At 73.6% G+C, this 24080-nt stretch carries 27 protein-coding genes; 6 read left to right on the top strand and 21 right to left on the bottom strand.

All coding sequences use genetic code 11. The features are described from left to right. Nucleotides 1-97: 97 nt before the first annotated feature. The 4 genes from AC07A6_RS26260 to AC07A6_RS26245 all read right to left on the bottom strand — a co-directional run bounded on the left by AC07A6_RS26260 (nt 98) and on the right by AC07A6_RS26245 (nt 3325). Complete coding sequence (locus tag AC07A6_RS26260; RefSeq protein WP_362463153.1) at nt 98-430, bottom strand: chorismate mutase; 333 nt, start codon at nt 428-430, stop codon at nt 98-100. Nucleotides 431-506: 76 nt separating this feature from the next. Continuing rightward, nucleotides 507-1661, bottom strand: a complete 1155-nt coding sequence (locus AC07A6_RS26255; protein WP_478778783.1) for a sensor histidine kinase — start codon at nt 1659-1661, stop codon at nt 507-509. After that, nucleotides 1658-2314, bottom strand: coding sequence for a response regulator transcription factor (locus tag AC07A6_RS26250; protein WP_386271312.1), 657 nt, complete (start codon nt 2312-2314; stop codon nt 1658-1660). The genes AC07A6_RS26255 and AC07A6_RS26250 overlap by 4 nt, the downstream gene beginning before the upstream one ends. A gap of 192 nt (nt 2315-2506) precedes the next feature. Beyond that, on the bottom strand, nt 2507-3325 hold the full coding sequence (locus AC07A6_RS26245) for a serine protease (protein ID WP_362463143.1): 819 nt from the start codon (nt 3323-3325) through the stop codon (nt 2507-2509). 204 nt (nt 3326-3529) lie between these two features. Between AC07A6_RS26245 and AC07A6_RS26240 the strand changes: the two genes are divergently transcribed. Further along, nucleotides 3530-4219, top strand: a complete 690-nt coding sequence (locus tag AC07A6_RS26240) for an HAD family acid phosphatase (RefSeq protein WP_478778782.1) — start codon at nt 3530-3532, stop codon at nt 4217-4219. A 56-nt stretch (nt 4220-4275) separates the two neighbouring features. On the opposite strand, the gene AC07A6_RS26235 is transcribed toward AC07A6_RS26240, so the two are convergent. The 6 genes from AC07A6_RS26235 to hsaA form a co-directional block, all read right to left on the bottom strand. Next, the gene (locus AC07A6_RS26235; RefSeq protein WP_478778781.1) at nt 4276-4554 is read right to left on the bottom strand and encodes a hypothetical protein; all 279 of its coding nucleotides are present in this window, start codon (nt 4552-4554) and stop codon (nt 4276-4278) included. 68 nt (nt 4555-4622) lie between these two features. Continuing rightward, nucleotides 4623-6308 carry an FAD-dependent oxidoreductase gene (locus AC07A6_RS26230; RefSeq protein ID WP_478778780.1) on the bottom strand — a complete coding sequence of 562 codons (1686 nt, stop codon included), beginning with the start codon at nt 6306-6308 and terminating at the stop codon, nt 4623-4625. Then, nucleotides 6305-6793: a flavin reductase family protein gene (locus AC07A6_RS26225; RefSeq protein WP_478778779.1), complete on the bottom strand. Its 489-nt coding sequence runs from the start codon at nt 6791-6793 to the stop codon at nt 6305-6307. The genes AC07A6_RS26230 and AC07A6_RS26225 overlap by 4 nt, the downstream gene beginning before the upstream one ends. Then, entirely contained in the window at nt 6781-7686 is a 906-nt protein-coding gene (locus AC07A6_RS26220) for a VOC family protein (protein WP_478778778.1), read from the bottom strand. Before AC07A6_RS26220 ends, AC07A6_RS26225 begins: the two co-directional genes overlap by 13 nt. Before the next feature lie 18 nt (nt 7687-7704). Then, nucleotides 7705-8586, bottom strand: coding sequence for a 4,5:9,10-diseco-3-hydroxy-5,9,17-trioxoandrosta-1(10),2-diene-4-oate hydrolase (hsaD, locus tag AC07A6_RS26215; protein ID WP_478778777.1), 882 nt, complete (start codon nt 8584-8586; stop codon nt 7705-7707). Further along, nucleotides 8583-9752 carry a 3-hydroxy-9,10-secoandrosta-1,3,5(10)-triene-9,17-dione monooxygenase oxygenase subunit gene (gene hsaA, locus AC07A6_RS26210; RefSeq protein ID WP_478778776.1) on the bottom strand — a complete coding sequence of 390 codons (1170 nt, stop codon included), beginning with the start codon at nt 9750-9752 and terminating at the stop codon, nt 8583-8585. Before hsaA ends, hsaD begins: the two co-directional genes overlap by 4 nt. Before the next feature lie 250 nt (nt 9753-10002). Between hsaA and AC07A6_RS26205 the strand changes: the two genes are divergently transcribed. Then, complete coding sequence (locus AC07A6_RS26205; RefSeq protein WP_478778775.1) at nt 10003-10890, top strand: IclR family transcriptional regulator; 888 nt, start codon at nt 10003-10005, stop codon at nt 10888-10890. Nucleotides 10891-10977: 87 nt separating this feature from the next. Here AC07A6_RS26205 and AC07A6_RS26200 read toward each other — a convergent pair whose 3' ends face one another. From AC07A6_RS26200 to AC07A6_RS26160, 9 genes are all read right to left on the bottom strand, one after another. Then, entirely contained in the window at nt 10978-12066 is a 1089-nt protein-coding gene (locus tag AC07A6_RS26200) for a 2Fe-2S iron-sulfur cluster-binding protein (protein ID WP_478778774.1), read from the bottom strand. After that, nucleotides 12059-12289, bottom strand: a complete 231-nt coding sequence (locus AC07A6_RS26195) for a hypothetical protein (protein WP_478778773.1) — start codon at nt 12287-12289, stop codon at nt 12059-12061. The genes AC07A6_RS26200 and AC07A6_RS26195 overlap by 8 nt, the downstream gene beginning before the upstream one ends. Further along, on the bottom strand, nt 12289-13455 hold the full coding sequence (locus AC07A6_RS26190; protein WP_478778772.1) for a 3-ketosteroid-9-alpha-monooxygenase, oxygenase component: 1167 nt from the start codon (nt 13453-13455) through the stop codon (nt 12289-12291). Before AC07A6_RS26190 ends, AC07A6_RS26195 begins: the two co-directional genes overlap by 1 nt. A gap of 88 nt (nt 13456-13543) precedes the next feature. Continuing rightward, a complete protein-coding gene (dmpG, locus tag AC07A6_RS26185) occupies nt 13544-14569 on the bottom strand; it encodes a 4-hydroxy-2-oxovalerate aldolase (RefSeq protein ID WP_478778771.1) in 1026 nt (341 codons plus the stop codon). Further along, nucleotides 14566-15483 carry an acetaldehyde dehydrogenase (acetylating) gene (locus AC07A6_RS26180; RefSeq protein ID WP_478778770.1) on the bottom strand — a complete coding sequence of 306 codons (918 nt, stop codon included), beginning with the start codon at nt 15481-15483 and terminating at the stop codon, nt 14566-14568. The genes dmpG and AC07A6_RS26180 overlap by 4 nt, the downstream gene beginning before the upstream one ends. 29 nt (nt 15484-15512) lie before the next feature. Further along, entirely contained in the window at nt 15513-16295 is a 783-nt protein-coding gene (locus tag AC07A6_RS26175; protein WP_478778769.1) for a 2-keto-4-pentenoate hydratase, read from the bottom strand. Between the two features lie 124 nt (nt 16296-16419). Then, nucleotides 16420-17094 carry a DUF4360 domain-containing protein gene (locus AC07A6_RS26170; RefSeq protein ID WP_362463118.1) on the bottom strand — a complete coding sequence of 225 codons (675 nt, stop codon included), beginning with the start codon at nt 17092-17094 and terminating at the stop codon, nt 16420-16422. 51 nt (nt 17095-17145) lie between these two features. Beyond that, nucleotides 17146-17805, bottom strand: a complete 660-nt coding sequence (locus AC07A6_RS26165; RefSeq protein ID WP_478778768.1) for a DUF4360 domain-containing protein — start codon at nt 17803-17805, stop codon at nt 17146-17148. A gap of 411 nt (nt 17806-18216) precedes the next feature. Continuing rightward, entirely contained in the window at nt 18217-18378 is a 162-nt protein-coding gene (locus AC07A6_RS26160; RefSeq protein WP_362463112.1) for a hypothetical protein, read from the bottom strand. A gap of 140 nt (nt 18379-18518) precedes the next feature. Here AC07A6_RS26160 and AC07A6_RS26155 point away from each other — a divergent pair, with 140 nt between their 5' ends. Then, on the top strand, nt 18519-19772 hold the full coding sequence (locus AC07A6_RS26155) for a hypothetical protein (protein ID WP_478778767.1): 1254 nt from the start codon (nt 18519-18521) through the stop codon (nt 19770-19772). 214 nt (nt 19773-19986) lie between these two features. On the opposite strand, the gene AC07A6_RS26150 is transcribed toward AC07A6_RS26155, so the two are convergent. Together AC07A6_RS26150 and AC07A6_RS26145 are read right to left on the bottom strand one after the other, a co-directional pair. Further along, on the bottom strand, nt 19987-20895 hold the full coding sequence (locus AC07A6_RS26150; protein WP_478778766.1) for an SDR family oxidoreductase: 909 nt from the start codon (nt 20893-20895) through the stop codon (nt 19987-19989). Nucleotides 20896-20902: 7 nt separating this feature from the next. Further along, nucleotides 20903-21667, bottom strand: a complete 765-nt coding sequence (locus AC07A6_RS26145) for an SDR family oxidoreductase (RefSeq protein ID WP_362469123.1) — start codon at nt 21665-21667, stop codon at nt 20903-20905. A gap of 67 nt (nt 21668-21734) precedes the next feature. On the opposite strand from AC07A6_RS26145, the gene AC07A6_RS26140 reads away from it, so the two are divergent. Genes AC07A6_RS26140 through AC07A6_RS26130 form a run of 3 tightly spaced genes read left to right on the top strand, consistent with a single transcriptional unit; the run spans nt 21735 to nt 24066 of the window. Next, nucleotides 21735-22484, top strand: coding sequence for an enoyl-CoA hydratase family protein (locus AC07A6_RS26140; RefSeq protein WP_478778765.1), 750 nt, complete (start codon nt 21735-21737; stop codon nt 22482-22484). Then, nucleotides 22481-23332, top strand: coding sequence for a CoA transferase subunit A (locus tag AC07A6_RS26135; protein ID WP_478778764.1), 852 nt, complete (start codon nt 22481-22483; stop codon nt 23330-23332). The genes AC07A6_RS26140 and AC07A6_RS26135 overlap by 4 nt, the downstream gene beginning before the upstream one ends. Beyond that, nucleotides 23329-24066 (top strand): CoA-transferase subunit beta, encoded by a 738-nt coding sequence (locus AC07A6_RS26130; protein WP_478778763.1) that lies wholly within the window; start codon nt 23329-23331, stop codon nt 24064-24066. Before AC07A6_RS26135 ends, AC07A6_RS26130 begins: the two co-directional genes overlap by 4 nt. The last annotated feature ends 14 nt before the right edge of the window (nt 24067-24080 follow it).

Genomic DNA, 24080 nt, shown 5'->3' with positions numbered 1-24080 from the left:
CGTCGGTGCGGACGTGCGTCCCGTGCTGCCGGGGGGCGGGGGCTGCTCACGGGGGTTTCGGGGGGGGGCCGGGGCGGGTGCCCGGCCCCGGGGGGCGTCAGTCCTCGCCGGACTCCTCGCCGGCGGCGATGGTCTCGTGGTGGCGGATGACTTCGGCGATGATGAAGTTGAGGAGCTTCTCGGCGAAGGCCGGATCGAGTTTGGCGTTTTCGGCGAGCTGGCGGAGGCGGGCGATCTGGCTGGCCTCGCGGCCCGGGTCGGCCGGGGGCAGCTGGTGCTTGGCCTTGAGGTGGCCGACCTGCTGGGTGCACTTGAAGCGCTCGGCGAGCATGTGGACCACGGCCGCGTCGATGTTGTCGATGCTGTCGCGCAGGCGGGACAGTTCGGCGGTGACGTTCTCGTCGATCTCGTCGATGTCGCTGTTGTTCATGGTTCCCGAGCTTACGTGGCGGGCGTCGCCGGCACCTCTGTCAGTCGGTCCGTGAGACGGGGGCCGGGCGGCGGGGTCACAGGGGCAGGTGGGCGGTGACGAGCCAGCCGCCTTCGGGGGCGGGGCCGGCGGTGAGGGAGCCGCCGAGGGCTTCGGCGCGTTCGGCCATTCCGGCGAGGCCGTAGCCGCCGCCGCGGGCGTTCTCGGAGAGTCGGGCGGGGTGTCCGCCGTCGTCGGCGATGCGTACTTCGAGTCCGGTGGGGACGGTGCGCAGGCCGATGCGGACGGCGGTGGCGGTGGCGGCGTGTTTGGCGATGTTGGTGAGGGCTTCGAGGACGATGCGGTGGGCGGTGGCGGCGACGTGGGCGGGGAGGCGGTTTTCGAGGTCCTGTTCGACGTAGAGGACGACGGGCGGGCCGGTGGCGGAGAAGCGTGCGGTGAGTTCGCGGATGTCGGCGAGGCCGGCGACGGGGGCGGTGGCCGGGTGGGCGGCGGAGGTGTCGTCCTCGCGGAGGATCCGGACGAGGCGGCGCATGGAGCCGAGGGCGGCGTCGCCGGCGGTTTCGATGCGGCCGAGGACCTCGGCGGCGCGGTCGGCGTCGACGTGGGTGAAGCGGGCGGCGCGGGCTTCGACGACGATGCCGGTGACGTGGTGGGCGACGAGGTCGTGGAGTTCGCGGGCGAGCTCCAGGCGTTCGGCGGTGCGGACGGCGTGCAGTTCGCGGACGCGCTGGACGGCCTGGAGGCGCAGGACGAGGGAGTAGGCGGCCACGACGACGGCGAGGACGGAGAAGAGGAGGGTGAAGCGGCCGGGGCTGGTGTCGCGGACGGGGGCGGCCATGCAGCCGAGGCCGAGGAGGGGGCCGAGTACGGCGGCGGTGCGGACGGGGGCGCGGAGCAGGACCTGGGAGAGGAGGACGAGCAGGGCGATGGCTTCGCCGGCGCCCCAGACGACGACGGGGCGGTTGCCGAAGATCAGCAGGAGGGTGACGGTCCAGGTGGTGGCGGCGGCGAACCAGGCGCGGGGCAGGAGGGGGATGCCGGGCCAGGGTGCCGCGCTGAGGCAGACGAGGAGGCCGGAGGCCCAGACGGCGGCGTGCGGGGGGCTGGGCTGCCGGGCGAGGACGACGCCTTCGAAGGTGACGAGGGAGAGCAGGAGCAGGCAGAGCAGCAGCCGGATCCAGTCGGCGGCGCGGGGGTGGCGGCGTGCCCAGGAGGCGAGGGGGCTCACGCCGTGGTGGCGGCGAGGCCGCTCTCCCAGGCCCAGGCGGCGATCTCGACGCGGTTGCGGGCGTGGAGTTTGGCCTGGACGTTGGCGAGGTGGGTCTTGACGGTGGAGAGGGAGACGTAGAGCTCGGCGGCGATCTCGGCGTTGGTGAGCCCGCGGGCGAGGCAGCGTACGACTTCGAGTTCGCGTTCGGTGAGGGGTTCGGCGGGGCGGCGGGCGGTCCGGGCGGCGGCTGTGCGGGGGGCCATCTCGCGCAGCAGCCGTACGGTGATGGCGGGTGAGACGAGGGCGTCGCCGGCGGCGGCGGCGCGGACGGCTTCGACGAGCATGGCGGGGCTGGCGTCCTTGAGGAGGAAGCCGGAGGCTCCGCCGTGCAGGGCGGCGTGGACGTATTCGTCGAGGTCGAAGGTGGTGACGATGACGATGCGGGGGGTGTCCTGGCCGGAGAGCCTGCGGGTGACTTCGAGTCCGTCGAGCCGGGGCATGCGGATGTCGAGGAGGAGGACGTCGGGCCGGTGCTCGGCGACGGCCGCGAGGGCCGCTTCGCCGTCGACGACGTCGGCGACGACCTCGATGTCGGGCACGCTTTCGAGGATCATGCGGAATCCGGTTCTGACCATGTCCTGGTCGTCCGCGATGACCACTCTGATCGTCATGCGCCGCCTGCCCCACTGTCGCCCGCCGATGCCGCTGGATGCCTCCCATGGGACCCGCGTGCGCTGCCGCCCGCAACCGCAGGGCGGCGGGCGGCGCGGATACCGACCTTAGGGGTGTACGGGACATTGCGCCTCGTCCTTCCGGCCGGTTCGGGTCCGGCCGGAAGGACGAGGACGGTGGTGCGGGAGGGGCTACAGGGTGGCGGCCGCGGACTTGATGGCGGCGGCGAAGGTGGAGACCTCGGTGTAGACGCCGGGGTAGTTGGGGCGTGCGCAGCCCTGGCCCCAGCTGACGATGCCGACCTGGATCCAGGCGTTGTTGTTGTCGCGGCGGAACATGGGGCCGCCGGAGTCGCCCTGGCAGGTGTCCGTGCCGCCCTGGGCGTAGCCGGCGCAGATCTCCTCGGCGGGGACGAGGTCGCTGCCGTAGGAGCTCTGGCAGGAGGCGTCGGAGACGAAGGGGACCTGGGCCTTGAGGAGGTAGCGCTGCTGGCTGCCGCCTTCGCGGGCGGCGCCCCAGCCGGCGACGGTGAAGGTGCCGTTGTCGTAGGCCTTGGTCTCGGCGATCTTGAGGGTGGGCAGGTTGATGGGCTGGGCGAGCTTGATCAGGGCCCAGTCCTTGCCCTGGCCGTTGTAGCCGGGGGCCTGGAGCACCTTGGTGGACTTGACCTTGATGGCGCTGCTGCTCTGGAGGTCGACGACGCCGGCGGTGGCGGTGATGGAGGTGTTGTTGCCGGAGCCGCTGACGCAGTGGGCGGCGGTGAGGACGATCTGCTGGGTGTAGAGGGCTCCGCCGCAGCCCATGGAGAGGCGGACCATGAAGGGGAACTCGCCCTGCGCGGCGCGGGTTCCGCCGACGACGGGGGCGGGTGAGGCGCTGGCGGCGGCGGGCTGGAGGCTGACGGCGGCGAGGGCGACGGCGCCGACGGCGAGGGAGCGCTTGACGATTCTGCCGAGGGTGGTCACGGTCAACACACTGCCTTTCGTGGGGGGTTGGGCCGTGCGTGTCATCGGGTGAATGACGCGTCCATGACACATCCGCCGCCGCGCCGCCATCAAGAACGCCTTTTCGGACAAGTTCGGCCCGCCCCGGGAAGAACGTAGATCATTCACCGATCGGCCACGAAAAGTTCCCTACCGGCCAGTAGACATGGGTGGGGTTCTGGCCAACTCTGGTCACGTACATGCCAACCCGTGACCGAGGAGCGCCCCCACATGCGCAGCACCCGCCGCACCCCCACGTCCCGTACCGCAGCCGCCGCCGTGGCCGTCGCCGCCGCCGTGCTGACCCTGCTCCCGGCCACCGCCGCCGAAGCGGCCCCCGCCGCCGCCCCCGCGCCGGTCCCGGCGCCGGTCACCGCCGCCGCCATCACCTCCGCGCCCGGCGGGAACGCGGCGATCCTCGGCATCGACTACGCCACCTGGCAGCGCGACGTGGCCGCCGTCGTCGACGCCGCGCGCCCCGCCATCGAGCGGCGTATCGCCGCCTCCCCGGCCGGCGAGAAGCCCGCGATCGTCCTCGACATCGACAACTCGTCGCTGGAGACGGACTTCCACTGGTTCTGGACGTTCCCGACGCCCGCGATCGAGAAGGTCCGCGCGCTGACCCAGTACGCGGACCAGCGCGGCGTGGCGATCTTCTTCGTCACCGCCCGCCCCGGGATCGTCTACTCGATGACGGAGCGGAACCTGAAGCAGGTCGGATACCCGGTCGACGGGCTGTACGTACGGGACCTGCCCGCCCTGTTCGAGCAGGTCAGCGCGTACAAGACGGCCAAGCGGGCCGAGATCGAGGCGCGCGGCTACACGATCATCGCCAACATCGGGAACAACGAGAGCGACCTGGTCGGCGGCCACGCCGAGCGCACCGTCAAGCTCCCCGACTACGGCGGCAAGCTGTCCTGAGCCGGCGCGCGCGGGCGGCCGCCCACCCGGCGGCCGCCCGTTGCGGGGCCCGAGCCTCAGCCGCCGCAGCCGTAGAGCCGGCTGCCGCAGCTCTCCTCGTGCGCGCCGTGGGTCTCGCCGGAGCCGGAGCCGTCGCCGGGTGCCGCGGTCTCTTCGTAGAAGATCGCGAACGGAATGCCGACCAGCATGGGGAAGCCGAGGAAGATGGCGACCATCCACCAGCCGATGGCGTCCTGGACGCCCTGGAGGTCCGGATCCCAGAGGATCCAGAACTCCGCCGCCCACGCGGCGACGTTCAGCCCCAGGAAGGCCGCCATCCAGCGTTCGCCCCTCACGCCCCACCCCCGTCACCGTCGTATCGGGCATATGTTCCCGTGGGCGGACAGCGGAACACACGGCTCCGTCAGGAGCCGCCGGCCGCGGCGCCCCGCTCCCCCGCGATCGCGTTGACCGCCGCCCAGGCGAAGGCCATCGCCGGGCCGATCGTCGCCCCCGGACCGGGATAGGTGTCCCCCATCACCGCCGCCGAACAGTTCCCCGCGGCGTACAGGCCCCCGATCGGGGTGGAGTCCTCGCGCAGCACCCGGCCGTCCCCGTCGGTGACCAGGCCGCCCTTGGTGCCGATGTCCCCCGGGTGCACGGGGACCGCGTAGAAGGGGCCCTTGTCGATCGGCGCCAGGTTCGGGTTGGGCAGCGTCGGGTCGCCGTAGTAGCGGTCGTAGACGCTCGCTCCGCGCCCGAAGTCCTCGTCCACGCCACGCTCCGCGAAGCCGTTGAACCGGCGGACCGTCGCCGCCAGGGCGGGCGCGGAGATCTGCCGGGCCAGTTCCTCCACGGTGGCCGCCTTCTTCAGGAAGCCGCTCTCCAGCCACCTCTTCGGGAAGGGCTGCCCGGGGAAGAGCCCCGCGAAGATGTAGCGGGCCCTGGAGCGGGCGTCGAGGACCAGCCAGGACGGCACCGTGGTCGCCTCCGGCCGGTCGGCGGCGTACATCCGGTCCGTGAAGGCGTGGTACGGCAGGGCCTCGTTGGCGTAGCGCTCCCCCGCCTCGTCGACGATGACCATCCCCGGGATGCCCCGGTCGGCGACCAGGAAGAACGGCCTCCTCCCCGGCGGGCACACCGACGGCGCGCCCCACACCCGGTCCAGCAGGTCCGTCGCCGCGCCCAGCTCCTCACCGAGCCGCAGCGCGTCGCCGGTCTGGCCTGGCGAGGCGTGCGTCCACGCGGTGGAGGTGGGTGCGGGCAGGTGCTTCTCGCGCAGCTCCTGGTCGTGCGAGAAACCGCCCGAGGCCAGCACCACCCCGCCCCGGGCCCGTACGGCGACCTCCCGCCCCGCCCGCGTCACGCGTACGCCGGCCACCCGGCCGGCCGCGTCCGTGACCAGCCCGGTCAGCGGGGCGGACAGCCACAGCTCCCCGCCGAGCCGGTCCAGCGAGAGCCTCAGCCGCGCCACCAGCGCCTCGCCGAGGGAGACGGGCCTGCGCCCGGTGGCGAGCGCGCCCAGCGCCCGCGCCCCCACCTTCAGGGCGGTCAGCCGGCCGGCCCGGGTGCGGGTCACCATGTTCAGGAAGCGGAAGTCGTACGAGGTCATCGTCAGCCCGTACGTGGGCAGGCCCGCCCGGCGCATGTGCCGGGCCCGCTCCCCCAGCCGCCGCAGGTCCACCACGCACGGCTCGACCGAGCGCCCCTGCGCCATGCCGCCCTGCGCCTCGGGGAAGTAGTCCGGATAGCCGGGGGTGTACATGAAGCGGACCTCGGTCCGCTCGTGGAACTCCCGCACCATCCGCGGCCCGTGGCTGAGATAGGCCTCCTTGCGGGCCGCCGGGACCCGGTCTCCGACGGTGGCGTCGAGGTAGGCGCGCGCCTTGTCGCGGGTGTCGGCGATGCCGGCCCGGTCGAGGTGGAGGTTGCCGGGGACCCAGATCGCGCCGCCGGACAGCGCGGTGGACCCGCCGTACAGTTCCGTCTTCTCCACGACGAGGGCGCTCAGGCCCCGCAGCCGGGCGGTGACGGCCGCGGCGAGGCCGGCGGCGCCGGAGCCGACGACGACCACGTCGTACTCGTACGCGTACTCGTGCTGCTCTGTCATCCGAAGGCTCCGGTGGCGTAGTCGCTGCGGAAGTACAGCAGGGGCGATCCGTCCGCGCGGCCGGCGAGGCCGAGGACGCGGGCGGTGACGAGGTGGTGGTCGCCCGCGTCGCGCACGGACTCGGCGGCGCAGTCGAGGGTCGCGAGCGCGCCGGGGATGCGGACGGCCCCGCCGGCGCCGGCCTCCCACTCCAGCCCGGCGAACTTGTCGTCGCCGGGCCGGCCGAGGGCCTCGCAGACGGCCCGCTGCTCCTCGGCGAGGACGCTGACCCCGAACCGGCCGGCGGACCGGATCCGGGGCCAGCTGGTGGAGGACCGGCCGACGCACAGCAGGACGAGCGGCGGGTCGAGGGAGAGGGAGGCGAAGGACTGGCAGGCCAGTCCGGCGGGGCGGCCGTCGCCGTCGAGGGCGGCGACGACGGTGATGCCGGAGGCGAAGGCGCCGAGGACCTCGCGGAAGGCGGCGGGCTCCGTCAGCCGTTCCACTGGTGGCCCCAGAAGCTGTCGGCGGTGATCTCCTTCGCGGTCCAGGCGGCGGGGTCGACGAGGAGGCCGTCCCAGCCGTACTCGACCTGGAAGCCGCCGGGGGCCTGGGCGTAGAAGGACACCATGTGGTCGTTGGAGTGCCGGCCGAGGGTGGAGGCGATGGGGATGCCGGCCGCGTTCATCCGGTCGAGGCAGTAGCCGACGTCGTCGAGGCGCTCCAGTTCGACCATGAAGTGGACGATGCCGGGGGGCAGCGCGCCGGGGTAGAGACCGAGGCTGTGGTGGCGGCGGTTGGGGCTGAGGAAGTGCATCCGGTGGAAGTCGGGGCCGGGGGCGGCGGTGGGGACGGCGGCCGGGGGCAGCTTCATCGAGTCGCGCAGCTGGAAGCCGAGGAGGTCCTCGTAGAAGGCGAGGGTGGCGTCGGTGTCGGGTGCGGGGAGCACGACGTGGCCGAGGCCGAGGTCCTGCCCGGCGGCGGCGGTGACGAAGCGGTTGCCGTAGCGGGCGGGGAGCGGGGTGTGGTCCTGGGCCTGGCCCCAGTAGAGCTCCAGGGGGTTGCCGCTGGGGTCCTCGGTGTGGATCAGGCCCTGGACGCGGCGGTCGGCGAGGGTGGCGGCGTCGGCGGGCTTGGCGGGGAAGCCGGCGGCTTCCAGTTCGGCGGCGGCCTCGGCGAGGGCGCGGGCGCCGGGGAGTTCGAAGCCGGCGGCGAGGAGCCGGTCGTGGTCCCCGGCGGTGAACTGGAAGCGGTGGGCGCGGTCGTCGATGCGGACGTTCAGCAGGGCGTCCGTGCCGCCCTGCGCCTCGGCCATGCCGAGGACGTCGAGGACGTAGGTGCGCCAGGCGGGCAGGTCGGTGGTCTCGATGCGGAGGTAGCCGAGTGCGCGGATGTCCATGCGGGGTCCCTGTCCGGTTCAGTGGAGAAAGCTGTGCTGGTCCGAGAAGAAGTCGGTGGCGAGGCGGTTGAACTCGTCGGCGGCCTCGGTCTGCGCCCAGTGGCCGCAGCGGGGGAAGACGTGCAGGCGGGCGTCGGGGATGGCCTTGAGGGCGAGCAGGGCCCCGTCGACGGGGTTGACGCGGTCCTCGCGGCCCCAGGTCAGCAGGACGGGGCAGGTGATGCGGTGGGCGTCGCGCCAGAGCATGGTCTCCTCGGGCCACTTGGCGAACGAGGCGGCCATGCGGGCGTTGCCGAGCCGGGCCTCGGGGTCGGTGGCCTGCGCGTAGCGCTCCTCGACGAGGGCGTCGGTGACGACGGCCGGGTCGTGGGCGAGGGTGGTGAGGAACGTACGCATCTGCGCGCGGGTGGGCTCGGGGGCGGCGGCGAACTCGGTGAGGCGGCGGATGCCTTCGGTGGGGTCGGCGGAGAAGAGGTTGAGGGAGATCCCGCCGGGGCCCATGAGCAGCAGCTTCGCGACCCGGTCCGGGTGGTCGAGGGCGAGGCGGGCGGCGGTGCCGCCGCCGAGGGAGTTGCCGATGAAGTGGGCGCGCCCGATGCCGAGTTCGTCCATCAGGGCCACGACCGCGCGGGCGCTGTAGGCGAAGTAGTGGCGGTCGGGTTCGGGCTTGTCGGAGCGGCCGTAGCAGGGCTGGTCGACGAGCAGGGTGCGGAAGCGGGCGGCGAAGTGGGGCAGGTTGGCGCCGAAGTTGGACCATCCGGAGGCTCCGGGGCCGCCGCCGTGCAGCATGATCACGGCGGGGGCGTCCACCGGTCCGGCCTCGTGGAGGTGGAGGGTGAGGCCGCCGGCCTTCACGAGGCGGGAGGTGTTCGCGTAGGTGAGGTCTTCGCGGGGGCTCACAGCATCGTGTCCTGGATGTCGAGGCCGAGGGCGCCCTGGCCGAAGAGGACCAGGGCCCGCTCGGGGTCGTTGGCGGCGTGGCCGCGGCCGGTGTGGACGTCGCGCCAGGCCCGCTGGAGGGGGTTCGGGCCGGTGCGCATGGCACTGCCGCCCGCGTTCTCCATGAGCAGGTCGACGGCGGCGACGCAGCGTTCGGTGGCGAGGACCTGGTCGCGGCGGGCGCGGGTGCGCAGCCGTACGGGCAGGGGTTCGCCGCGTTCGGCGAGGGCGTACAGCTCGTCGATGTTGCGCCGCAGCTGGAGCCAGGAGGCGTCAATGTCGCTGGCGGCGCGGGCGATGCGGACCTGCGCGAAGGGGTCCTCGGCGACCTGCTGGCCGTAGGAGACGCGGAACCGTTCGCGGGTGGCGGCCACGTACTCCTCGTAGGCGCCTTCGGCGATGCCGACGACGGGGGTGGAGATGGTGGTGGTGAAGACGGCCGCGTAGGGCAGGCGGTAGACGGGTTCGGGGTTGGCGGCGTGGCCGGGGACCTGGAGGGCGGTGACCGGGCCGAAGCTGAGGGCGCGGTGTTCGGGGACGAAGACCTGGTCGAGGACGATGTCGTTGGAGCCGGAGCCGCGCAGGCCGACGGTGTCCCAGACGTCGTCGACGCGGTACTCGGAGCGGGGGACGAGGAAGGTCCGCATGTCGAGGGGGCGGCCTTCGTCGTCGGTGACGAGGCCGCCGAGCAGGGCCCAGCCGGCGTGGTCGCAGCCGGAGGAGAAGTGCCAGCGGCCGCTGAGGGTGAAGCCGCCGGTGACGGGGGTGACCCGGCCGGTGGGGGCGTACGAGGAGCAGATCCGGGTGTCGCGGTCCTCGCCCCAGACCTCCTGCTGGGCGCGGGGGTCGTAGAGGGCTACGTGCCAGGGGTGGACGCCGAGGACGGAGGCGACCCATCCGGTGGAGCCGCAGGCCTTGGCCACTTCCTTGACGGCGGAGTAGAAGACGCCGGGGCGGGCGGCGCGACCGCCGTGGGCGCGGGGCTGGAGGAGCCGGAAGAAGCCGGTGTCCGTCAGCTCCTTGATGCTCGCGTCGGGGACCTTGCGCTGGGCCTCCGCCTCGGCGGCGCGTTCGCGCAGGGCCGGGGCGAGGGCGCGGACTGCGTCGAGGACGTCTTCGTCGCTCATGGTGTCCCTTCTCTGGGTCGTCGGACGGGCCGACGGCTTCGGGGTGCGGTGAAGGTACGTCCGCGGCCGCGGGGCGTGGAACGCGCTGTTCCCGCTGAGCGGGAAGCCCTCGGAGTCACTCGGAGCCCGTCGGAGTCCCTCACAGGACTATCAGGAGTATTACTGAATGAAATACATGGCTCCCGGTGCTTCCCTGCACCCCGGGGCCCGTGGCAGGGTCGCCCCAACGCCTCACGCAGGGGGTTTCCTCGTGCTCGACCAGGTCATGGACTCCGGGCCGGCGCCGCTGCCGCCGCTGTCGCCGCTGTCACTGCTGGAGAAGGCCGCGAAGGTGCTGGGCGCCTTCGAGGGCGCGCAGCCGCGGCTCTCGCTCACCGAGGTGGTGCGCCGCTCCGGGATCCCGCGCTCCTCCGCCCACCGGATCCTGGACCAGCTGGTGCGGCTGCGCTGGCTGGACCGCGACGGCCGGGACTACCGGATGGGCATGCGGATGCTGGAGCTGGGCGCCCTCGCCTCCCACCACAACCGGCTGCGCCGGGCGGCCCTGCCGCTGCTGCACGCACTGCACGAGCGGACCGGGCAGCTGGTGCACCTCTCGGTGCTGGACGGGGCCGAGGTGGTCTTCCTGGAGCGGATCGGCGGCTCGGACGCCACCGCCGTGCCCTCCAGGGTCGGCGGCCGGATGCCCGCCCACGCGACGGCGGCCGGGAAGGCGGTGCTCGCGTTCAGCGATCCGGGCACCGTCGAGCACGTCCTCGCCCAGGGGCTGCGCCCGCGCACGGCCCGCACCCTGGTCCGGCCGCTCGCGCTGCGCGCCGAGCTGGCGGCGACCCGGGAGCGGGGGATCGCCTACGACCGGGAGGAGAGCTTCCGGGGGGTCTCCTGCGTGGCCGCGCCGCTGCGGGGCTCCGGGCGGGCCATCGCCGCCGTCTCGGTCTCCTCCTGCCGGGGCGAGCGCGAACTGGCCCGGCTCGCGCCGGCCGTGCAGGCCTGCGCGCGGGCGGTGTGGCGGGAGTTGTACGGGCCCGGCCGCGCGGGCCGTCCTGTGTCCGCGCCGCCCCCTGACCTGGAGCCGGCGGTGTCGGCGCGGGCGATGGACAACATGATGGGCTGGCTGCGGTTCAGCGAGTGGATGTAGCGGGTAGTCATATGGCAGCGCACCAGAAGGGCTCCGGCCCCGACCCCTCGCCAGGGGGCCGGGCCCGGGGCCCTTCCGCCGTCCGCGCTACGGGTCGTAGGTGATCCGGACCCGGTCGGTCAGCGGGAGCGCCTGGCAGGCCAGGACGTACCCCTCGGCCAGGTCCTCGCCGTCCAGGACCTCGTTGCGGGCCATCCGCACCTCGCCCTCCACCACCCGGCAGCAGCAGGCCGCGCAGGCTCCCTCCCGGCAGGAGTACGGGGCTTCGAGCCCGGCGGCGAGCAGCGCGTCGAGCAGCACCGTCCCGCGGTCCCAGGCGACGGTCCGGGTCCGCCCGTCGAGCCCCACCTCTGCGACGGCGGCCCCTCCCCCGGCGGGAGCGGGCCCGGGGGCCGGCTCGGCGAACACGTCGGTGCCCAGCGAGAAGTAGCGCTCGCGGCGGATCCGGCTCCCGGGTGCCCCCGCCGCGCGCAGGGCGGCTTCGGCGGCGTCCATCAGCGGGCCCGGCCCGCACAGCCACGCCTCGCGCCCGGCGTACGGGGCCAGCAGCCCCCCGAGCCGGTCCGCGGACGGCAGCCCCTGGAGCTCCTCCAGCCAGTGCACGACGGTGAGCCGCCCGGGGTGCGCCCCGGCCAGTTCCCGCAGCTCGTCCCGGAAGATCACCGACCCGGGGTCGCGGTTGGCGTACACCAGGGCCACCCGTCCCCCGCCGGCCGCCAGGGCCGACTTGGCCAGGGAGAACACCGGGGTGATCCCGCTCCCGCCGGCCACGAGCAGCAGGTCGGCGTCCAGGCCGCCGGGGCCGGGGGTGAAGGTTCCGGCGGGCGGCAGCACCTCCAGTTCGTCGCCCGGGCCGACGCGCTCGCACAGCCAGGTGGAGCCGGGGCCGCCGGGGACCCGCTTGACGGTGATGCGCATCGGCTCGCCGGTGTGCGGGGAGCTGGCCAGTGAGTAGCAGCGGGCCGCTCCGCCGGGTATCCGGACGGTGAGGAACTGGCCGGGGCGGTAGGGCAGTTCCGCGTCCAGGACGAGGGAGACGGCGTCCGGGGTCTCCTGGACGCGGGCTGTGACGCGGACCGGCAGCCTGCCGGGGGCTCCGCCCCGGGGCGCAGCCGCCGCCGGGTCCCCGGGTCCGGGCGCGCGGGTCCGCGTAAGGATGTCGGGGCGGTCAGGCACCGGCGGGCACCTCCAGCCGGCCCTCGCGGACGGCGGCCTCGATGCTCGCGCCCAGCGCCGGGCAGGAGCGGACGCGGGCGCTGGGCAGGCCGTGGGCGGCCTCCGCGGCGATGCGCGGGCAGACGGCGGCGGCTTCGGCGGTCCACTGGACCTGGGTGTGGGCGGGGCTGAACTTCTCGCACAGCACCTCGTTGCCGCACTCCGCGCAGACGACGGGGCGCATCAGCCGGCCTCGGCGCGGCGGCGGGCGGCGAGGTTGGCGTCGACCTCGGCCTTCCAGGCGGCGGTGGCGCGGGTGGTGTCGATCTCGAACTCGAAGCGGCGGACCATCTCCTCCCCGACGTCGGCGGCGTCCACGTAGAACTGCTCGTACCAGCGGCGGAGCTGGTAGACGGGGCCGTCCTCCTCGGTGAGGAGGGGGTTGTCGATGCGGGTCTTGTTCCGCCAGATCTCCACGTCCTGTTCGAAGCCGACGGCGAGTCCCCCGGCGGTGAGGCGGGCGGCCTCGGCGGCCTGTTCGCCGCTCATGCCGGGGAGCCGCTTCACGATCGCCCCGTACATGAGGACGAAGCTGTTCTCGTCGACCGGGTAGTGGCAGTTGATGAGGACGGATTCCATCTCCTGGCCGCCGCCGACATCGCTCCACAGCCGGTCGATCATGTAGGAGGGGCCGTGGTAGGAGGCGTCGGAGCGCAGGCCCCCGCCGGTGGAGAGGGTGCCGAGGTCGACGTCGCCGCGCGGGGTGGACTCCATGTACTGGGTGGCGACGTGGCCGTCGAAGACGTTCTTGAAGTAGTGCGGGAAGGCGTAGTGCACGTAGTAGAAGTGCGCCATGTCCACGACGTTGTCGACGATCTCGCGGCAGTTGGCGTTCTCGACGAGCAGGGAGTTCCAGCTCCAGTCGCTCCACTCGTCGCCGCCGTAGCCCTCGATGGCGGGGATGGTGACGTGCGCGGGGGGCGGGTTGCCCTCGGGGTCGTGCCAGACGTAGAGCTGGCCGTTGCGTTCCAGGGTGGTCCAGGCGCGGGTGCGGGCGCGGGGCGGGACGCGGCGGGCGTAGGGGACGGCGGCGCAGCGGCCGTCGCCGGACCAGCGCCAGTCGTGGAAGGGGCAGGCGACGGTGTCGCCCTTGACGGTGCCGTGGGCGAGATTGCCGCCCATGTGGGGGCAGTAGGCGTTCAGGACGTGCAGGGCGCCGTCGTCCGCGCCCTGGAAGACGACCAGCCGGGTGCCGAAGGCCCGCACCTCGTGCGGGGTGCCGTCGCGGAAGGCGTCGGCGAGGCCGAGGCAGTGCCAGCCGCGGGCGAAGCGGGTGGGGACGGCGGCGGCCCGGATGACGCGGGGGCCGTCGTCCTCGCCGGCCGTGGGGGTGGGGATGGTCGATGTCATGGGCTGGCGCCCTCCACTTCTTCGGGGTGAGCGGTCTGGGACGGGGGCACGGCTCGGCGCTCGACGCGCAGCACGCAGCACGCAGCGCTCAGCGCTCGGCGGCGAGTTCGATCGCGATGTCGATCAGCTGGTCCTCCTGGCCGCCGACGAGCCGGCGTTCGCCGGCGCGCAGCAGGATCTCGGCGCCGGAGACCCCGTAGCGCGCGGCCTGCCGCCAGGCGTGCTTGAGGAAGCTGGAGTAGACGCCGGCGTGGCCCATGAGCAGGGACATCCGGTCGAGGCGGCATTCCTCGTCCATGACGGGGCGGACCACGTCCTCGGCCGCGTCGATGATCTTCAGGACGTCGATGCCGGTGCGGATGCCCATCTTGTGGCAGACGGCGGCGAAGGCCTCGACGGGCGTGTTGCCGGCGCCCGCGCCGAGGCGGCGGGTGGAGCCGTCGATCTGGAGGGCGCCGGCGCGGACGGCGGCGACGGAGTTGCCGACGCCGAGGCCGAGGTTCTCGTGGCCGTGGAAGCCGACCTGGGCGTCGTCGCCGAGTTCGGCGACGAGGGCGGCGACGCGGTCGGTGACCTCGTCCATGACGAGCGCTCCGGCGGAGTCGACGACGTACACGCACTGGCAGCCGGCGTCGGCCATGATCCGGGCCTGGCGGGCGAGGGCCTCGGGGGTGGTGGAGTGGGCCATCATCAGGAAGCCGACGGTCTCCAGGCCCATCTCGCGGGCGAGGCCGAAGTGCTGGACGGAGATGTCGGCCTCGGTGCAGTGGGTGGCGATCCGGCAGATCCGCCCGCCGCCCGCGTGGGCGGCGCGGATGTCGTCCTTGACGCCGAGTCCGGGGAGCATCAGGAAGGCGATCTTCGCGTGGCGGGCGGTCTCGGCCGCCGCCTTGATCAGTTCCTGCTCGGGGGTCTTCGAGAAGCCGTAGGTGAAGGAGGAGCCGCCGAGTCCGTCGCCGTGCGCGACCTCGATGACGGGCACGCCGGCGTCGTCGAGGGCGGCGACGACCGCCCGTACGTCCCGGGCGGTGAACCGGTGGCGCTTGGCGTGGGAGCCGTCGCGCAGGGAGGAGTCGGTGACGCGGACGTCGAGCGCGGCGGAGTACGTCTTCACAGGTGGAGGCCCTTCGCGAACTCCTCGCCGACCCTCGTGGCGGCGGCGGTCATGATGTCGAGGTTCCCGGCGTAGGGCGGCAGGTAGTCGCCGGCGCCCTCCACCTCCAGGAAGACCGCGACCCGGGCGTTGCCCCCGTTCTCCGGGGAGGGGTCGTCGAACTGCGGCTCGGCGCGCAGCCGGTAGCCGGGCACGTACGAGGCGACGTCCTCGGCCACCGCCTTGACGGAGGCGGTGATCGCCTCGCGGTCGGCGTCGGCGGGGATGGCGCAGAAGACGGTGTCGCGCATGACGACGGGGCCCGCGACGCCAGCCGCTGATGTCTCCGTGGCGGGGTTGAGGATGATGATCGCCTTGCCGCGGGCGGCGCCGCCGATCTGCTCGATGCCGCGGGCGGTGGTGCGGGTGAACTCGTCGATGTTGGCGCGGGTGCCGGGGCCGGCCGAGACGGAGGCGACCGAGGCGACGATCTCGGCGTAGGCGACGGGCACCACGCGCGAGACGGCGTACACGATGGGGATGGTGGCCTGGCCGCCGCAGGTGATCATGTTGACGTTGGCGGCGTCGAGGTGGGCGGTGAGGTTGGCGGCCGGGACGACCGCGGGACCGACGGCGGCGGGGGTCAGGTCGACGGCTTTGATGCCGAGTTCGGCGTAGCGGGGGGCGTTGGCCCGGTGCACGTACGCGGAGGTGGCCTCGAAGACCAGGTCGGGCAGCTCCCGCTGGGCGAGGAGCCGGTCGACGCCTTCGTGGGAGGCCTCGATCCCGGCCCGGCGGGCGCGGGCGAGGCCCTCACTGCCGGGGTCGACGCCGATCATCCAGCGGGGTTCGACGTACGGGGAGCGGAGCAGTTTGTGGAGGAGGTCGGTGCCGATGTTGCCGGAGCCGACGATGGCGGCGGTCGCTTTCTTCATGCGCACCTCAGCGTTCAGCGGAAGGGAGGTCAGCGGAAGGAGAGGGAGACCGGGCCGAGCCCGGTGAAGGTGGCGGTGTAGGTCCGTCCGGCGTGGACGTCGACGGCGCGGGTGCAGGATCCGGGGAGGATCAGGTGCCCTGCGCGGAGGCGGACGCCGAAGCGGGCGACGGTGCGGGCGAGCCAGGCCACGGCGGTGGCGGGGTCGCCGAGCACGGCGTCGGAGCGGCCGGTGGCGAGGGTTTCGCCGTCGGCGTCGAGGCGGGCCCCGATGGCCTTCAGGTCCAGCTCGCGCGGGTCGCGGCCCTCGCCGATGGTGTAGCCGGCGGAGGAGGCGTTGTCGGCGATGGTGTCGGCGATCGTGATGTTCCAGTCCGCGATGCGGCTGTCGATGAGTTCCAGGGCGGGCACGACGCGTTCGGTGGCGGCCAGGACGTCGGCCTCGGTGCAGTCCTCCCCCGGCAGGTCGGCGCCGAGGACGAAGCCGACCTCGACCTCGATCCGGGGCGCGCAGTACGCGGCGGCCCGGACGGGGGTGCCGGGGTGCAGCTCCATGGTGTCGAGGAGGTGGCCGTAGTCGGGTTCGGCGACGCCCATCATGGCCTGCATGACGGGCGACGAGAGGCCGACCTTGTGGCCGGTCACGGTGGCGCCGTCGGCGCAGCGGCGGCGGACGTTGAGGAGCTGGATCTCGTACGCGTCCTGCGTGCCGATCCCCTCGAACAGCTCGGCCAGCGGCCGTACCGGCGTCCGTGCCAGCTCCGCCGCGCGCAGCAGCTCGGCGGCCTCGTGCCTGAGGCGTTCGTCCGGCATGGGGGTCCTCCCGGCTGCGGTGGTGTGTGGTGCCGCAGACGGTAGGCGCGGGGCGGTGGCGTGCGGGAGCCGGTGTTCCCGCTGAGCGGGAACACCGGCCCGGTGGCGCGGCCGCCGGTGTGGGCTAGCCCTTCTTCGGGCCGCCCGGGCAGACCTGCCAGGCGAGGTGGTAGAGGGTGCTGACGCTGGCGTCGGTGGAGTCCATGGCCATGAAGCTCGTGCTCTGGGGGCTGGAGGTGCCGGCGTTCACGCGCAGTTCGGTGTTGATGTTGAAGTTGCGCTTCTCGCCGCACGGGGCCCAGACGAGGTCGGCGTACTCCGTCTTGTCGCTCGTCTGCCAGTTGTCGTTGAGGGGGCCGGTGAACTGGTGGGTCCGCTGGGACGTCTGCGGCATTCCCTGGAAGTAGTAGTTCGCCCTCTCCTGGCCGGAGGCGCCGGGCTGGAGGAACGCGAATCCGCGGTAGTCGGCCTGCACGATGGCGTAGGTGAATCCGGAGGGCACGTGGACGCGGAGGTTGAGCTGGCAGTTCTTGCGGAAGGCGGTCGGCGGGGCGCCGGGCCCGACCTGGGCCATGTAGTCGCTGTAGGTGACGGTGAAGGCGGTGTTGTCGGGGGCGACGGCGACCTGGGCGGTGCCTTCGCGGCAGCCGGAGCCGTTGACGGTGGCGAGTTCGATCACGATCTTGTCGGGCGGGACGGTGATCGGGCCGCCGGCGACGGCGGGGGTGGAGGCGGTGACCAGCGCGGCGGCCGCGGCGCCGATGAGCAGGGGGCGGGTGCGGGTCCTGGGACGAGACATCGTTGTCACTCCTGACCTTCGGGTGGCTTCAGGCGCTGACGTCGGCCGACGTCAGCCGACGGGACATTCCTTCCACTCGAAGTGGTAGACGGTGCTGACGCTGCCGTCGGTGGAGTCCATGCTCATGAAGCTCAGTGCCTGCGGGCTGGAGGTGCCGCCGTAGACCCGCAGTTCGGTGTTGACGTTGAGGTTGCGCTCCTCGCCGCAGGGGGCCCAGACGAGGTCGGCGTACTCGGTCTGGTCGCTGGCCTGCCAGTTGTCGCTGAAGGGGCCGTTGAACTGGTGGGTGGTGCGGGCCGTCTGGGCGTTGCCCTGGAAGTAGTAGTTCGCGCGCTCCTGGCCGTAGGCCCCGCGCTGGAGGTGGGCGAAGCCGCGGTAGTCGGCGCGGGCGATGGCGTACGTGAACCCCTGGGGGACGTGGATCCGCAGGGCCAGCTGGCAGTTCTTGCGGAAGTCGGTGCCGCCGGAGCCGGCGCCGGTCTGGGCGAGGTAGTTGCTGTAGGTGACGGTGAAGGCGGTGTTGTCGGAGGCGGTGGCGACGGTGGCGGTGCCCTGGGGGCAGCCGGAGCCGTTGACGCCGACGACGTCGACGGTGATGCGGCCGGGCGGCGGGATGTAAGGGGGGTCGGCCGGGGTGTGCGCCTGGGCGGGCACGGCGACCGCCGACAACACCGCGACGGCGGCGCCGACGGCCATTCTGCGGATCGGCATGTTCGGATCTCCATTCGTGCGGACGGGCACGGCAGGTGCCGGATTTCGGCGTGGACATGCCATCACAGCCGCAGCGGGCGGGTGGGGACGCGTACCGGACAAGCCCCCCGACCCCCCCTGCCACCCCCCTGCCCCTGGCCGGAACCCACGAGTCCGCGCCCCCCGGCGACCGCGGCCCATCAGCCCCGTCACCCCGCCCCGGCCGAGCGGGCCGGGGCGGAGATGTCCAGAACCCCTCGACGGGAGCTAGGCCGTCTCTTCCGGATCTTGCCTGACCCGCGCCGCCCGGCACCGCACCTCGCCGCGTTGGCGGAGCACCCGAGTACGTCCAGTACAAGGGCGCCCCGCCAACACGCCGATGCACGGCACCGGACGACGCGGGCTTAACCGGCAAGATCCGAAAGAGACGGCCTAGCGCGCGTACAGGAACGCCCCCGCGACCGCTCCGCCGAGCGTGCCGATCGCCGTGAGCAGGCGGTGCGGGAGCCGCTCCACGGTCAGGTGCAGTCCCCGGACCCGGATCTCCAGGAACGGGCGTGTCTCGTGGTCCGCCTTGCGTAGGGTGCGCGACATGACGTGGTTTCTCCTTCTTCCGGGGCCCGGTGGCGGGCCGTCGGAGCAAGGAGACCGCCCGGGCGTCACGTTGGCGACGCCGCAAGCCCGTATTGCGCGGAGGCCCGCAACTTGCGCGCCCCGCAAGAGGGGAAAAGCGCATGTCGGAGCAGTCCTTGAGGCCGCGCGGGCCCCAGCCGCCGCAGCGGCTGCGCCCCTTGGAGGGGCTCACCCCGGAGCAGGCCGCGTTCGCGCAGCACTTGCGCGATGTGCGCGAGGACCTGGGGATGCCCTCCTCGGGCATCGCGAAGTGGCTCGAAGAGAACGAGCCCGGGGCCTCGGTGGACGCGAGCCGGCTCTCCCGTTTCCTGAGCGGCTCGGACCTGCCGCCGCCGGCCCTGCTCCCCGCCCTGTACCGGCTCCTGGCGAGCAGTCGGGCCGTGGATCCCGAGCGGATCGCGGAGGGCTGGCGGCTCCTGTACGCGGCCGCCCGGACCAAGGGGCCGCTGGTCGCACGCGCGTACAAGGACGAGGCTTCGTGGATCGCGGTGGAGGAGGACCGCGTCCGGACCGCGCACGAACTGGCCGTGCTGCGCGAGGAGGCCGACCGGGAACGGCTCCACCGCGAGCGGATCGAGAAGGGCCTCGGCGACCTCTTCGACCGGGCCGACGGGACCCACGAGCAGGTGGCGGACCTGGAGGGCGAGCTCGGCCGCGTCACCCGCCGGATCGAGGAGCTCGAAGACCTCGTGCGCCAGCACGAGGCGGCGGTCCGGCTGCTGCGGGCCGACGCCGACCGGGCCCGGCGGGCCCGGGAGGAGACCGCCTCCGAGATCGACCTGTGGCGCGGGGGCGTGCCGGCCCCCCTGGCGGGCGACCCGTCGGCGATCGCCGACGCCGTCGCCGCGTTCCGCGACGAAGGGGCGGACGAGCGGGCCGACCGGCTGCTCGCCCTCGCGGCGGGGGAACTGCCGGCCGCGGCGCTCGCCGAGCTGTACGCCGTGTTCAGGGATACCCGCCGTCCGCTCGAACTCGCACGGCTGAGCCGCAGCATCGGCGCGCTGTGCAGGGCGAAGGACATCATCGAACTCACCGCGCCCCAGATCAAGTTCTATCGGGGGAACGGCAACGACACCTTCATGCCGCTCACCCCGTGGGCGTGCGAGGTGCTCGCCGAGGCCGGCGCCCGGGCCCCGCACCGGGAGCTCCTCCTGCTGGCCAGGCTCCTCGACGAGAACGACCGCTCCGACCACAGGAGCCACCTGATCCTGGGACTGAGGCACCGCACCGAGGGCCTGGCCGAGATCGCCGCCTCGGGCGTGTTCCGCCGCAGCCAGGTGCCCCGGGCCCGGACCGCGGCCACGGCCCGCGACTCCGGGGCGGAACCACCCGGGCGCCGCTGGTTCCGCCCCTGACCCTCGTCGCCGTCGGGGCTATTTATAGCCCCGCCTGGGGGCACCTCCCAGCGGTAGCTGGGGGAGTTTGAGGCGCGGGGGTCTGGGGGCGGAGCCCCCAGGAGGGGTCCGGGCGCAGCCCGGGGAACGGGCGAAGGGCGGGTAGGGGACCCGGCCCCGCGCAGCGGCCACCCGCCGCACCCGCACCCGGCACCCGGCACCCGGCACCCGGCGGCTACCGGGCCCCGTACACCGGCTGGGGCGGCTCCGCGTCCGCGAGGAGTTTCGTGACCGCCGCGCCCGCCCCGGACGGAGTCCACCGCGCACCCCGGTCCGCCGTGGGGCCCGGCCGCCAGCCCTCCATCACCGTGATCCGGCCGCCCTCCACCTCGAACACCCGCCCCGTGACCCCGGCCGAGTCCCCGGACCCCAGCCACACCACCAGCGGGGACACGTTCTCCGGGGCCATCGCGTCGAAGTCCCCGCCCGCCGGCGCGGCCATCGAGTCGGCGAAGGTCTGCTCCGTCATCCGGGTCCGCGCCGCCGGGGCGATCGCGTTGACCTGGACCCCGTACCGGTCCATCTCGGCCGCCGCCACCAGCGTCAGGCCGAGGATCCCCGCCTTGGCCGCGCTGTAGTTGCCCTGTCCGACGGAGCCCAGCAGCCCGGCCCCCGAGGAGGTGTTGACCACCCGGGCGGCCCGCGGCCGCCCGGCCTTCGCCTCGGCCCGCCACCACGCGGCCGCCGCCCGCAGCGGCAGGAAGTGCCCCTTGAGGTGCACCCGCATCACCGCGTCCCAGTCGGCCTCCCCGAGGTTGACCAGCATCCGGTCCCGCAGGAAACCGGCGTTGTTGACCAGGGTGTCCAGGCCGCCGAAGGCGGAGACCGCGCAGTCCACCAGCGAGGCCGCGCCCTGCTCCGAGGCTATGTCCCCGCCGTGCGCCACCGCCTCGCCGCCCCGTGCCCGGATCTCCTCGACGACCAGCGACGCCGGGCTGTCGGGCCCCGGACGGCCGTCCAGGCCCACTCCGAGGTCGTTGACGACCACCCGCGCGCCCTCCGCCGCGAAGGCCAGGGCGTGGGCCCGGCCCAGTCCCCGTCCCGCGCCCGTCACGATCACCACGCGTCCGTCCGCAATGCCCATGTCCGCCTCAGCTCTCCTTGTTGACCGTTGCCGCGTCCAGGAACGCGGGCCGTTCCCCGCCGCCGTGCACCAGCAGGCTCGCGCCGCTCACGTAGGCCGCCCGGCCGGAGGCCAGGAACACCGCCGCCTCCCCCACGTCCGAGGGTTCGGCCAGCCGTCCCAGCGGCACGGTGGCGCCGACCGCCGCGACGCCCGCCTCGTCCCCGTAGTGCAGGTGCGCCAGCTCGGTCCGCACCATGCCCAGGACGAGCGAGTTGACGCGTACTTCGGGCGCCCATTCCACGGCCATCGAGCGGGCCAGGTTCTCCAGGCCCGCCTTGGCCGCGCCGTAGGCGGCCGTCCCGGGCGAGGGGCGGGTGCCGCTGACGCTGCCGACCATGACGACCGAGCCGCGGCTCTCGCGCAGCCACGGGTAGGCGGCGAGCGAGGCCGTCATCGGGGCCACCAGGTTGAGTTCGAGGACCCGGGCGTGCCGCTCGGCGCCGCCCTCCCCCAGCAGCCGGTACGGGGTCCCGCCGGCGTTGTTCACCAGGCAGTCGAGCCGCCCGTGGCGCTCGCCGACGGAGTCGAGGAACCCCCGTACGGCGGCCGGGTCGCGCAGGTCCACGGCGGTGAAGGCGGCCCGCCGCCCGTCCGCCGCCACCGGCTCCTCCGGCGGCCGCCGGGCGCAGACCACTACCTCCGCCCCGGCCGTGAGGAACGAGCGCGCGATCCCGGCGCCCACCCCCCGGGTTCCGCCGGTGACGACGACAACCCTCCCATTGAGCTCCATCGGCTGCTACCTTCCTCACCTGGCAAGCACCTAACAAATGTTTGGTGGAAAGGTAGCTGATCCGCTCATGGGTGTCTCCACCTCCGGCCCGGCCAAGGGCATCGCACTCGTCACAGCCGACTTCCCGCCCGTCAACGCACTCCCCGTCCAGGGCTGGTACGACCTGGCCGACGCCCTGCGCGCCGCCGGCCGGGACCCCGAGGTCCGCTGCGTGGTCCTGGCCTCCGAGGGCCGGGGCTTCAACGCCGGGGTCGACATCAAGGAGATGCAGCGCGACACCGGGCACGGCGCCCTCATCGGCGCCAACCGCGGCTGCTACGAGGCCTTCGCCGCCGTCTACGAGTGCGAGGTGCCGGTGGTCGCCGCCGTGAACGGCTTCTGCCTGGGCGGCGGCATCGGCCTGGTCGGCAACGCCGACGCGATCGTGGCGAGCGAGGACGCCGTCTTCGGGCTCCCGGAACTCGACCGGGGCGCCCTCGGGGCCGCCACCCACCTGGCCCGGCTCGTCCCGCAGCACCTGATGCGGGCCCTGTACTACACCTCGCGCACCGCCACCGCCGCCGAACTCCACGCGCACGGCTCCGTCTGGAAGGTGGTCCCGCCCGAACGGCTGCGGGACACCGCCCTGGAGCTGGCGGCCGAGATCGCCAAGAAGGACGGCTACCTGATCCGCCTGGCCAAGGCCGCCATCAACGGCATCGACCCCGTCGACGTGCGCCGCAGCTACCGCTTCGAACAGGGATTCACCTTCGAGGCCAACCTCAGCGGGGTCGCCGACCGCGTCCGCGACACCTTCGGCAAAGGACGGACCGCATGACGGACAAGACCATGACCCCCGAAGAGGTGGTCGGGCAGCTGAGCAGCGGAATGACCCTCGGCATCGGCGGCTGGGGCTCCCGGCGCAAGCCGATGGCCCTGGTGCGGGCACTGCTCCGCTCCGCGATCACCGATCTCACCGTGGTCTCGTACGGCGGCCCCGACGTCGGCCTGCTGGCCGCCGCCGGACGGATCCGCAGACTCGTCGCCCCCTTCGCCACCCTCGACTCCATCGCCCTGGAGCCGAACTTCCGGGCCGCCCGCGAGAGCGGGGCCATCGCCCTCACCGAGTACGACGAGGCCATGTTCATGTGGGGGCTGCACGCCGCCGCGAACCGGCTCCCCTTCATGCCCGTCCGGGCCGGCCTCGGCTCCGACGTGATGCGGGTCAACCCGGAACTGCGCACCGTCACCTCCCCGTACGCCGACGGCGAGGAGTTCGTCGCCGTCCCCGCCCTGCGCCTGGACGCGGCCCTGATCCATCTCAACCGCGCCGACCGGCTCGGCAACGCCCAGTACCTGGGCCCGGACCCCTACTTCGACGACCTCTTCTGCGAGGCCGCCGACGCCGCCTACGTCTCCTGCGAACAGCTCGTGGAGACCGCCGAGCTGGCCAAGTCCGGTCCCCCGCAGTCCCTCCTGGTCAGCCGGCACTCCGTCACCGGTGTCGTGGAGACCCCGAACGGCGCGCACTTCACCTCCTGCGCCCCCGACTACGGCCGCGACGAGGCCTTCCAGAAGCTGTACGCGTCCACCCCCTGGGCCGAGTTCGCCGACCGCTTCCTGGCCGGCGGCAGCGAGCACGACTACCAGACCGCCGTCCGGACCTGGCACGAGGAGCAGAAGTGACCGCCGCGACCGCCGCCACCCGACCGGAATACTGCGTGATCGCCTGCGCCGAGGCCTGGCGCGACAACGGCGAGGTCCTCGCCAGCCCGATGGGGCTGATCCCCTCCTTCGGGGCCCGGCTCGCCAAGCGCACCTTCGCCCCCGACCTGCTGCTCACCGACGGCGAGGCCCTGCTCGTCGGCCTCGACGGCACGCCCGAGGGCTGGCTGCCGTACCGCCGCCACCTGACGATGGTCACCGGCGGGCGGCGGCACGTGATGATGGGCGCCAGCCAGATCGACCGGTACGGCAACCAGAACATCTCCTGCATCGGCGACTGGGAGCGGCCCTCCCGCCAGCTCCTCGGGGTGCGCGGAGCGCCCGTCAACACCCTGAACAACCCGGTGAGCTACTGGGTGCCCAGGCACTCCCCCCGGGTGTTCGTCGAGCGCGTCGACATGGTCAGCGGGGTGGGCTACGACCGCGCGGAGGCGGCCGGGGTGACCCGCTTCCACCGGCTGCCGCGGGTGGTCAGCGACCTCGGGGTCTTCGACTTCACCGGCCCGGACCACTCGATGCGCCTGGCCTCCCTGCACCCGGGCGTCACGGTCGAGCAGGTCCGCGCGGCGACCGGGTTCGAGCTGGCGGTCGCGGACGACGTCCCGTACACGCGCGCGCCGAGCGCCGAGGAGCTGCGGCTGATCCGCGAGGTGATCGACCCCCGGGGCCTGCGCGACCGGGAAGTCCGGGTCTGAGGCGCGGCGGCCGG

It is taken from the genome of Streptomyces sp. NPDC044002 (assembly GCF_056434525.1).
The sequence above is the reverse complement of the archived record's forward strand: the minus strand, read 5'-3'. Positions and strand labels throughout refer to the sequence as shown.

Excerpts from the sequence above, each read along its gene's own strand:
- AC07A6_RS26260 (WP_362463153.1), bottom strand. The coding sequence starts at position 430 with ATGAACAACAGCGACATCGACGAGATCGACGAGAACGTCACCGCCGAA.
- AC07A6_RS26250 (WP_386271312.1), bottom strand. The coding sequence starts at position 2,314 with ATGACGATCAGAGTGGTCATCGCGGACGACCAGGACATGGTCAGAACC.
- AC07A6_RS26245 (WP_362463143.1), bottom strand. The coding sequence starts at position 3,325 with ATGACACGCACGGCCCAACCCCCCACGAAAGGCAGTGTGTTGACCGTG.
- AC07A6_RS26240 (WP_478778782.1), top strand. The coding sequence starts at position 3,530 with ATGCGCAGCACCCGCCGCACCCCCACGTCCCGTACCGCAGCCGCCGCC.
- AC07A6_RS26230 (WP_478778780.1), bottom strand. The coding sequence starts at position 6,308 with ATGACAGAGCAGCACGAGTACGCGTACGAGTACGACGTGGTCGTCGTC.
- AC07A6_RS26220 (WP_478778778.1), bottom strand. The coding sequence starts at position 7,686 with ATGGACATCCGCGCACTCGGCTACCTCCGCATCGAGACCACCGACCTG.
- hsaA (WP_478778776.1), bottom strand. The coding sequence starts at position 9,752 with ATGAGCGACGAAGACGTCCTCGACGCAGTCCGCGCCCTCGCCCCGGCC.
- AC07A6_RS26195 (WP_478778773.1), bottom strand. The coding sequence starts at position 12,289 with ATGCGCCCCGTCGTCTGCGCGGAGTGCGGCAACGAGGTGCTGTGCGAG.
- AC07A6_RS26190 (WP_478778772.1), bottom strand. The coding sequence starts at position 13,455 with ATGACATCGACCATCCCCACCCCCACGGCCGGCGAGGACGACGGCCCC.
- AC07A6_RS26180 (WP_478778770.1), bottom strand. The coding sequence starts at position 15,483 with ATGAAGAAAGCGACCGCCGCCATCGTCGGCTCCGGCAACATCGGCACC.
- AC07A6_RS26175 (WP_478778769.1), bottom strand. The coding sequence starts at position 16,295 with ATGCCGGACGAACGCCTCAGGCACGAGGCCGCCGAGCTGCTGCGCGCG.
- AC07A6_RS26170 (WP_362463118.1), bottom strand. The coding sequence starts at position 17,094 with ATGTCTCGTCCCAGGACCCGCACCCGCCCCCTGCTCATCGGCGCCGCG.
- AC07A6_RS26165 (WP_478778768.1), bottom strand. The coding sequence starts at position 17,805 with ATGCCGATCCGCAGAATGGCCGTCGGCGCCGCCGTCGCGGTGTTGTCG.
- AC07A6_RS26160 (WP_362463112.1), bottom strand. The coding sequence starts at position 18,378 with ATGTCGCGCACCCTACGCAAGGCGGACCACGAGACACGCCCGTTCCTG.
- AC07A6_RS26155 (WP_478778767.1), top strand. The coding sequence starts at position 18,519 with ATGTCGGAGCAGTCCTTGAGGCCGCGCGGGCCCCAGCCGCCGCAGCGG.
- AC07A6_RS26150 (WP_478778766.1), bottom strand. The coding sequence starts at position 20,895 with ATGGGCATTGCGGACGGACGCGTGGTGATCGTGACGGGCGCGGGACGG.
- AC07A6_RS26145 (WP_362469123.1), bottom strand. The coding sequence starts at position 21,667 with ATGGAGCTCAATGGGAGGGTTGTCGTCGTCACCGGCGGAACCCGGGGG.
- AC07A6_RS26140 (WP_478778765.1), top strand. The coding sequence starts at position 21,735 with ATGGGTGTCTCCACCTCCGGCCCGGCCAAGGGCATCGCACTCGTCACA.
- AC07A6_RS26135 (WP_478778764.1), top strand. The coding sequence starts at position 22,481 with ATGACGGACAAGACCATGACCCCCGAAGAGGTGGTCGGGCAGCTGAGC.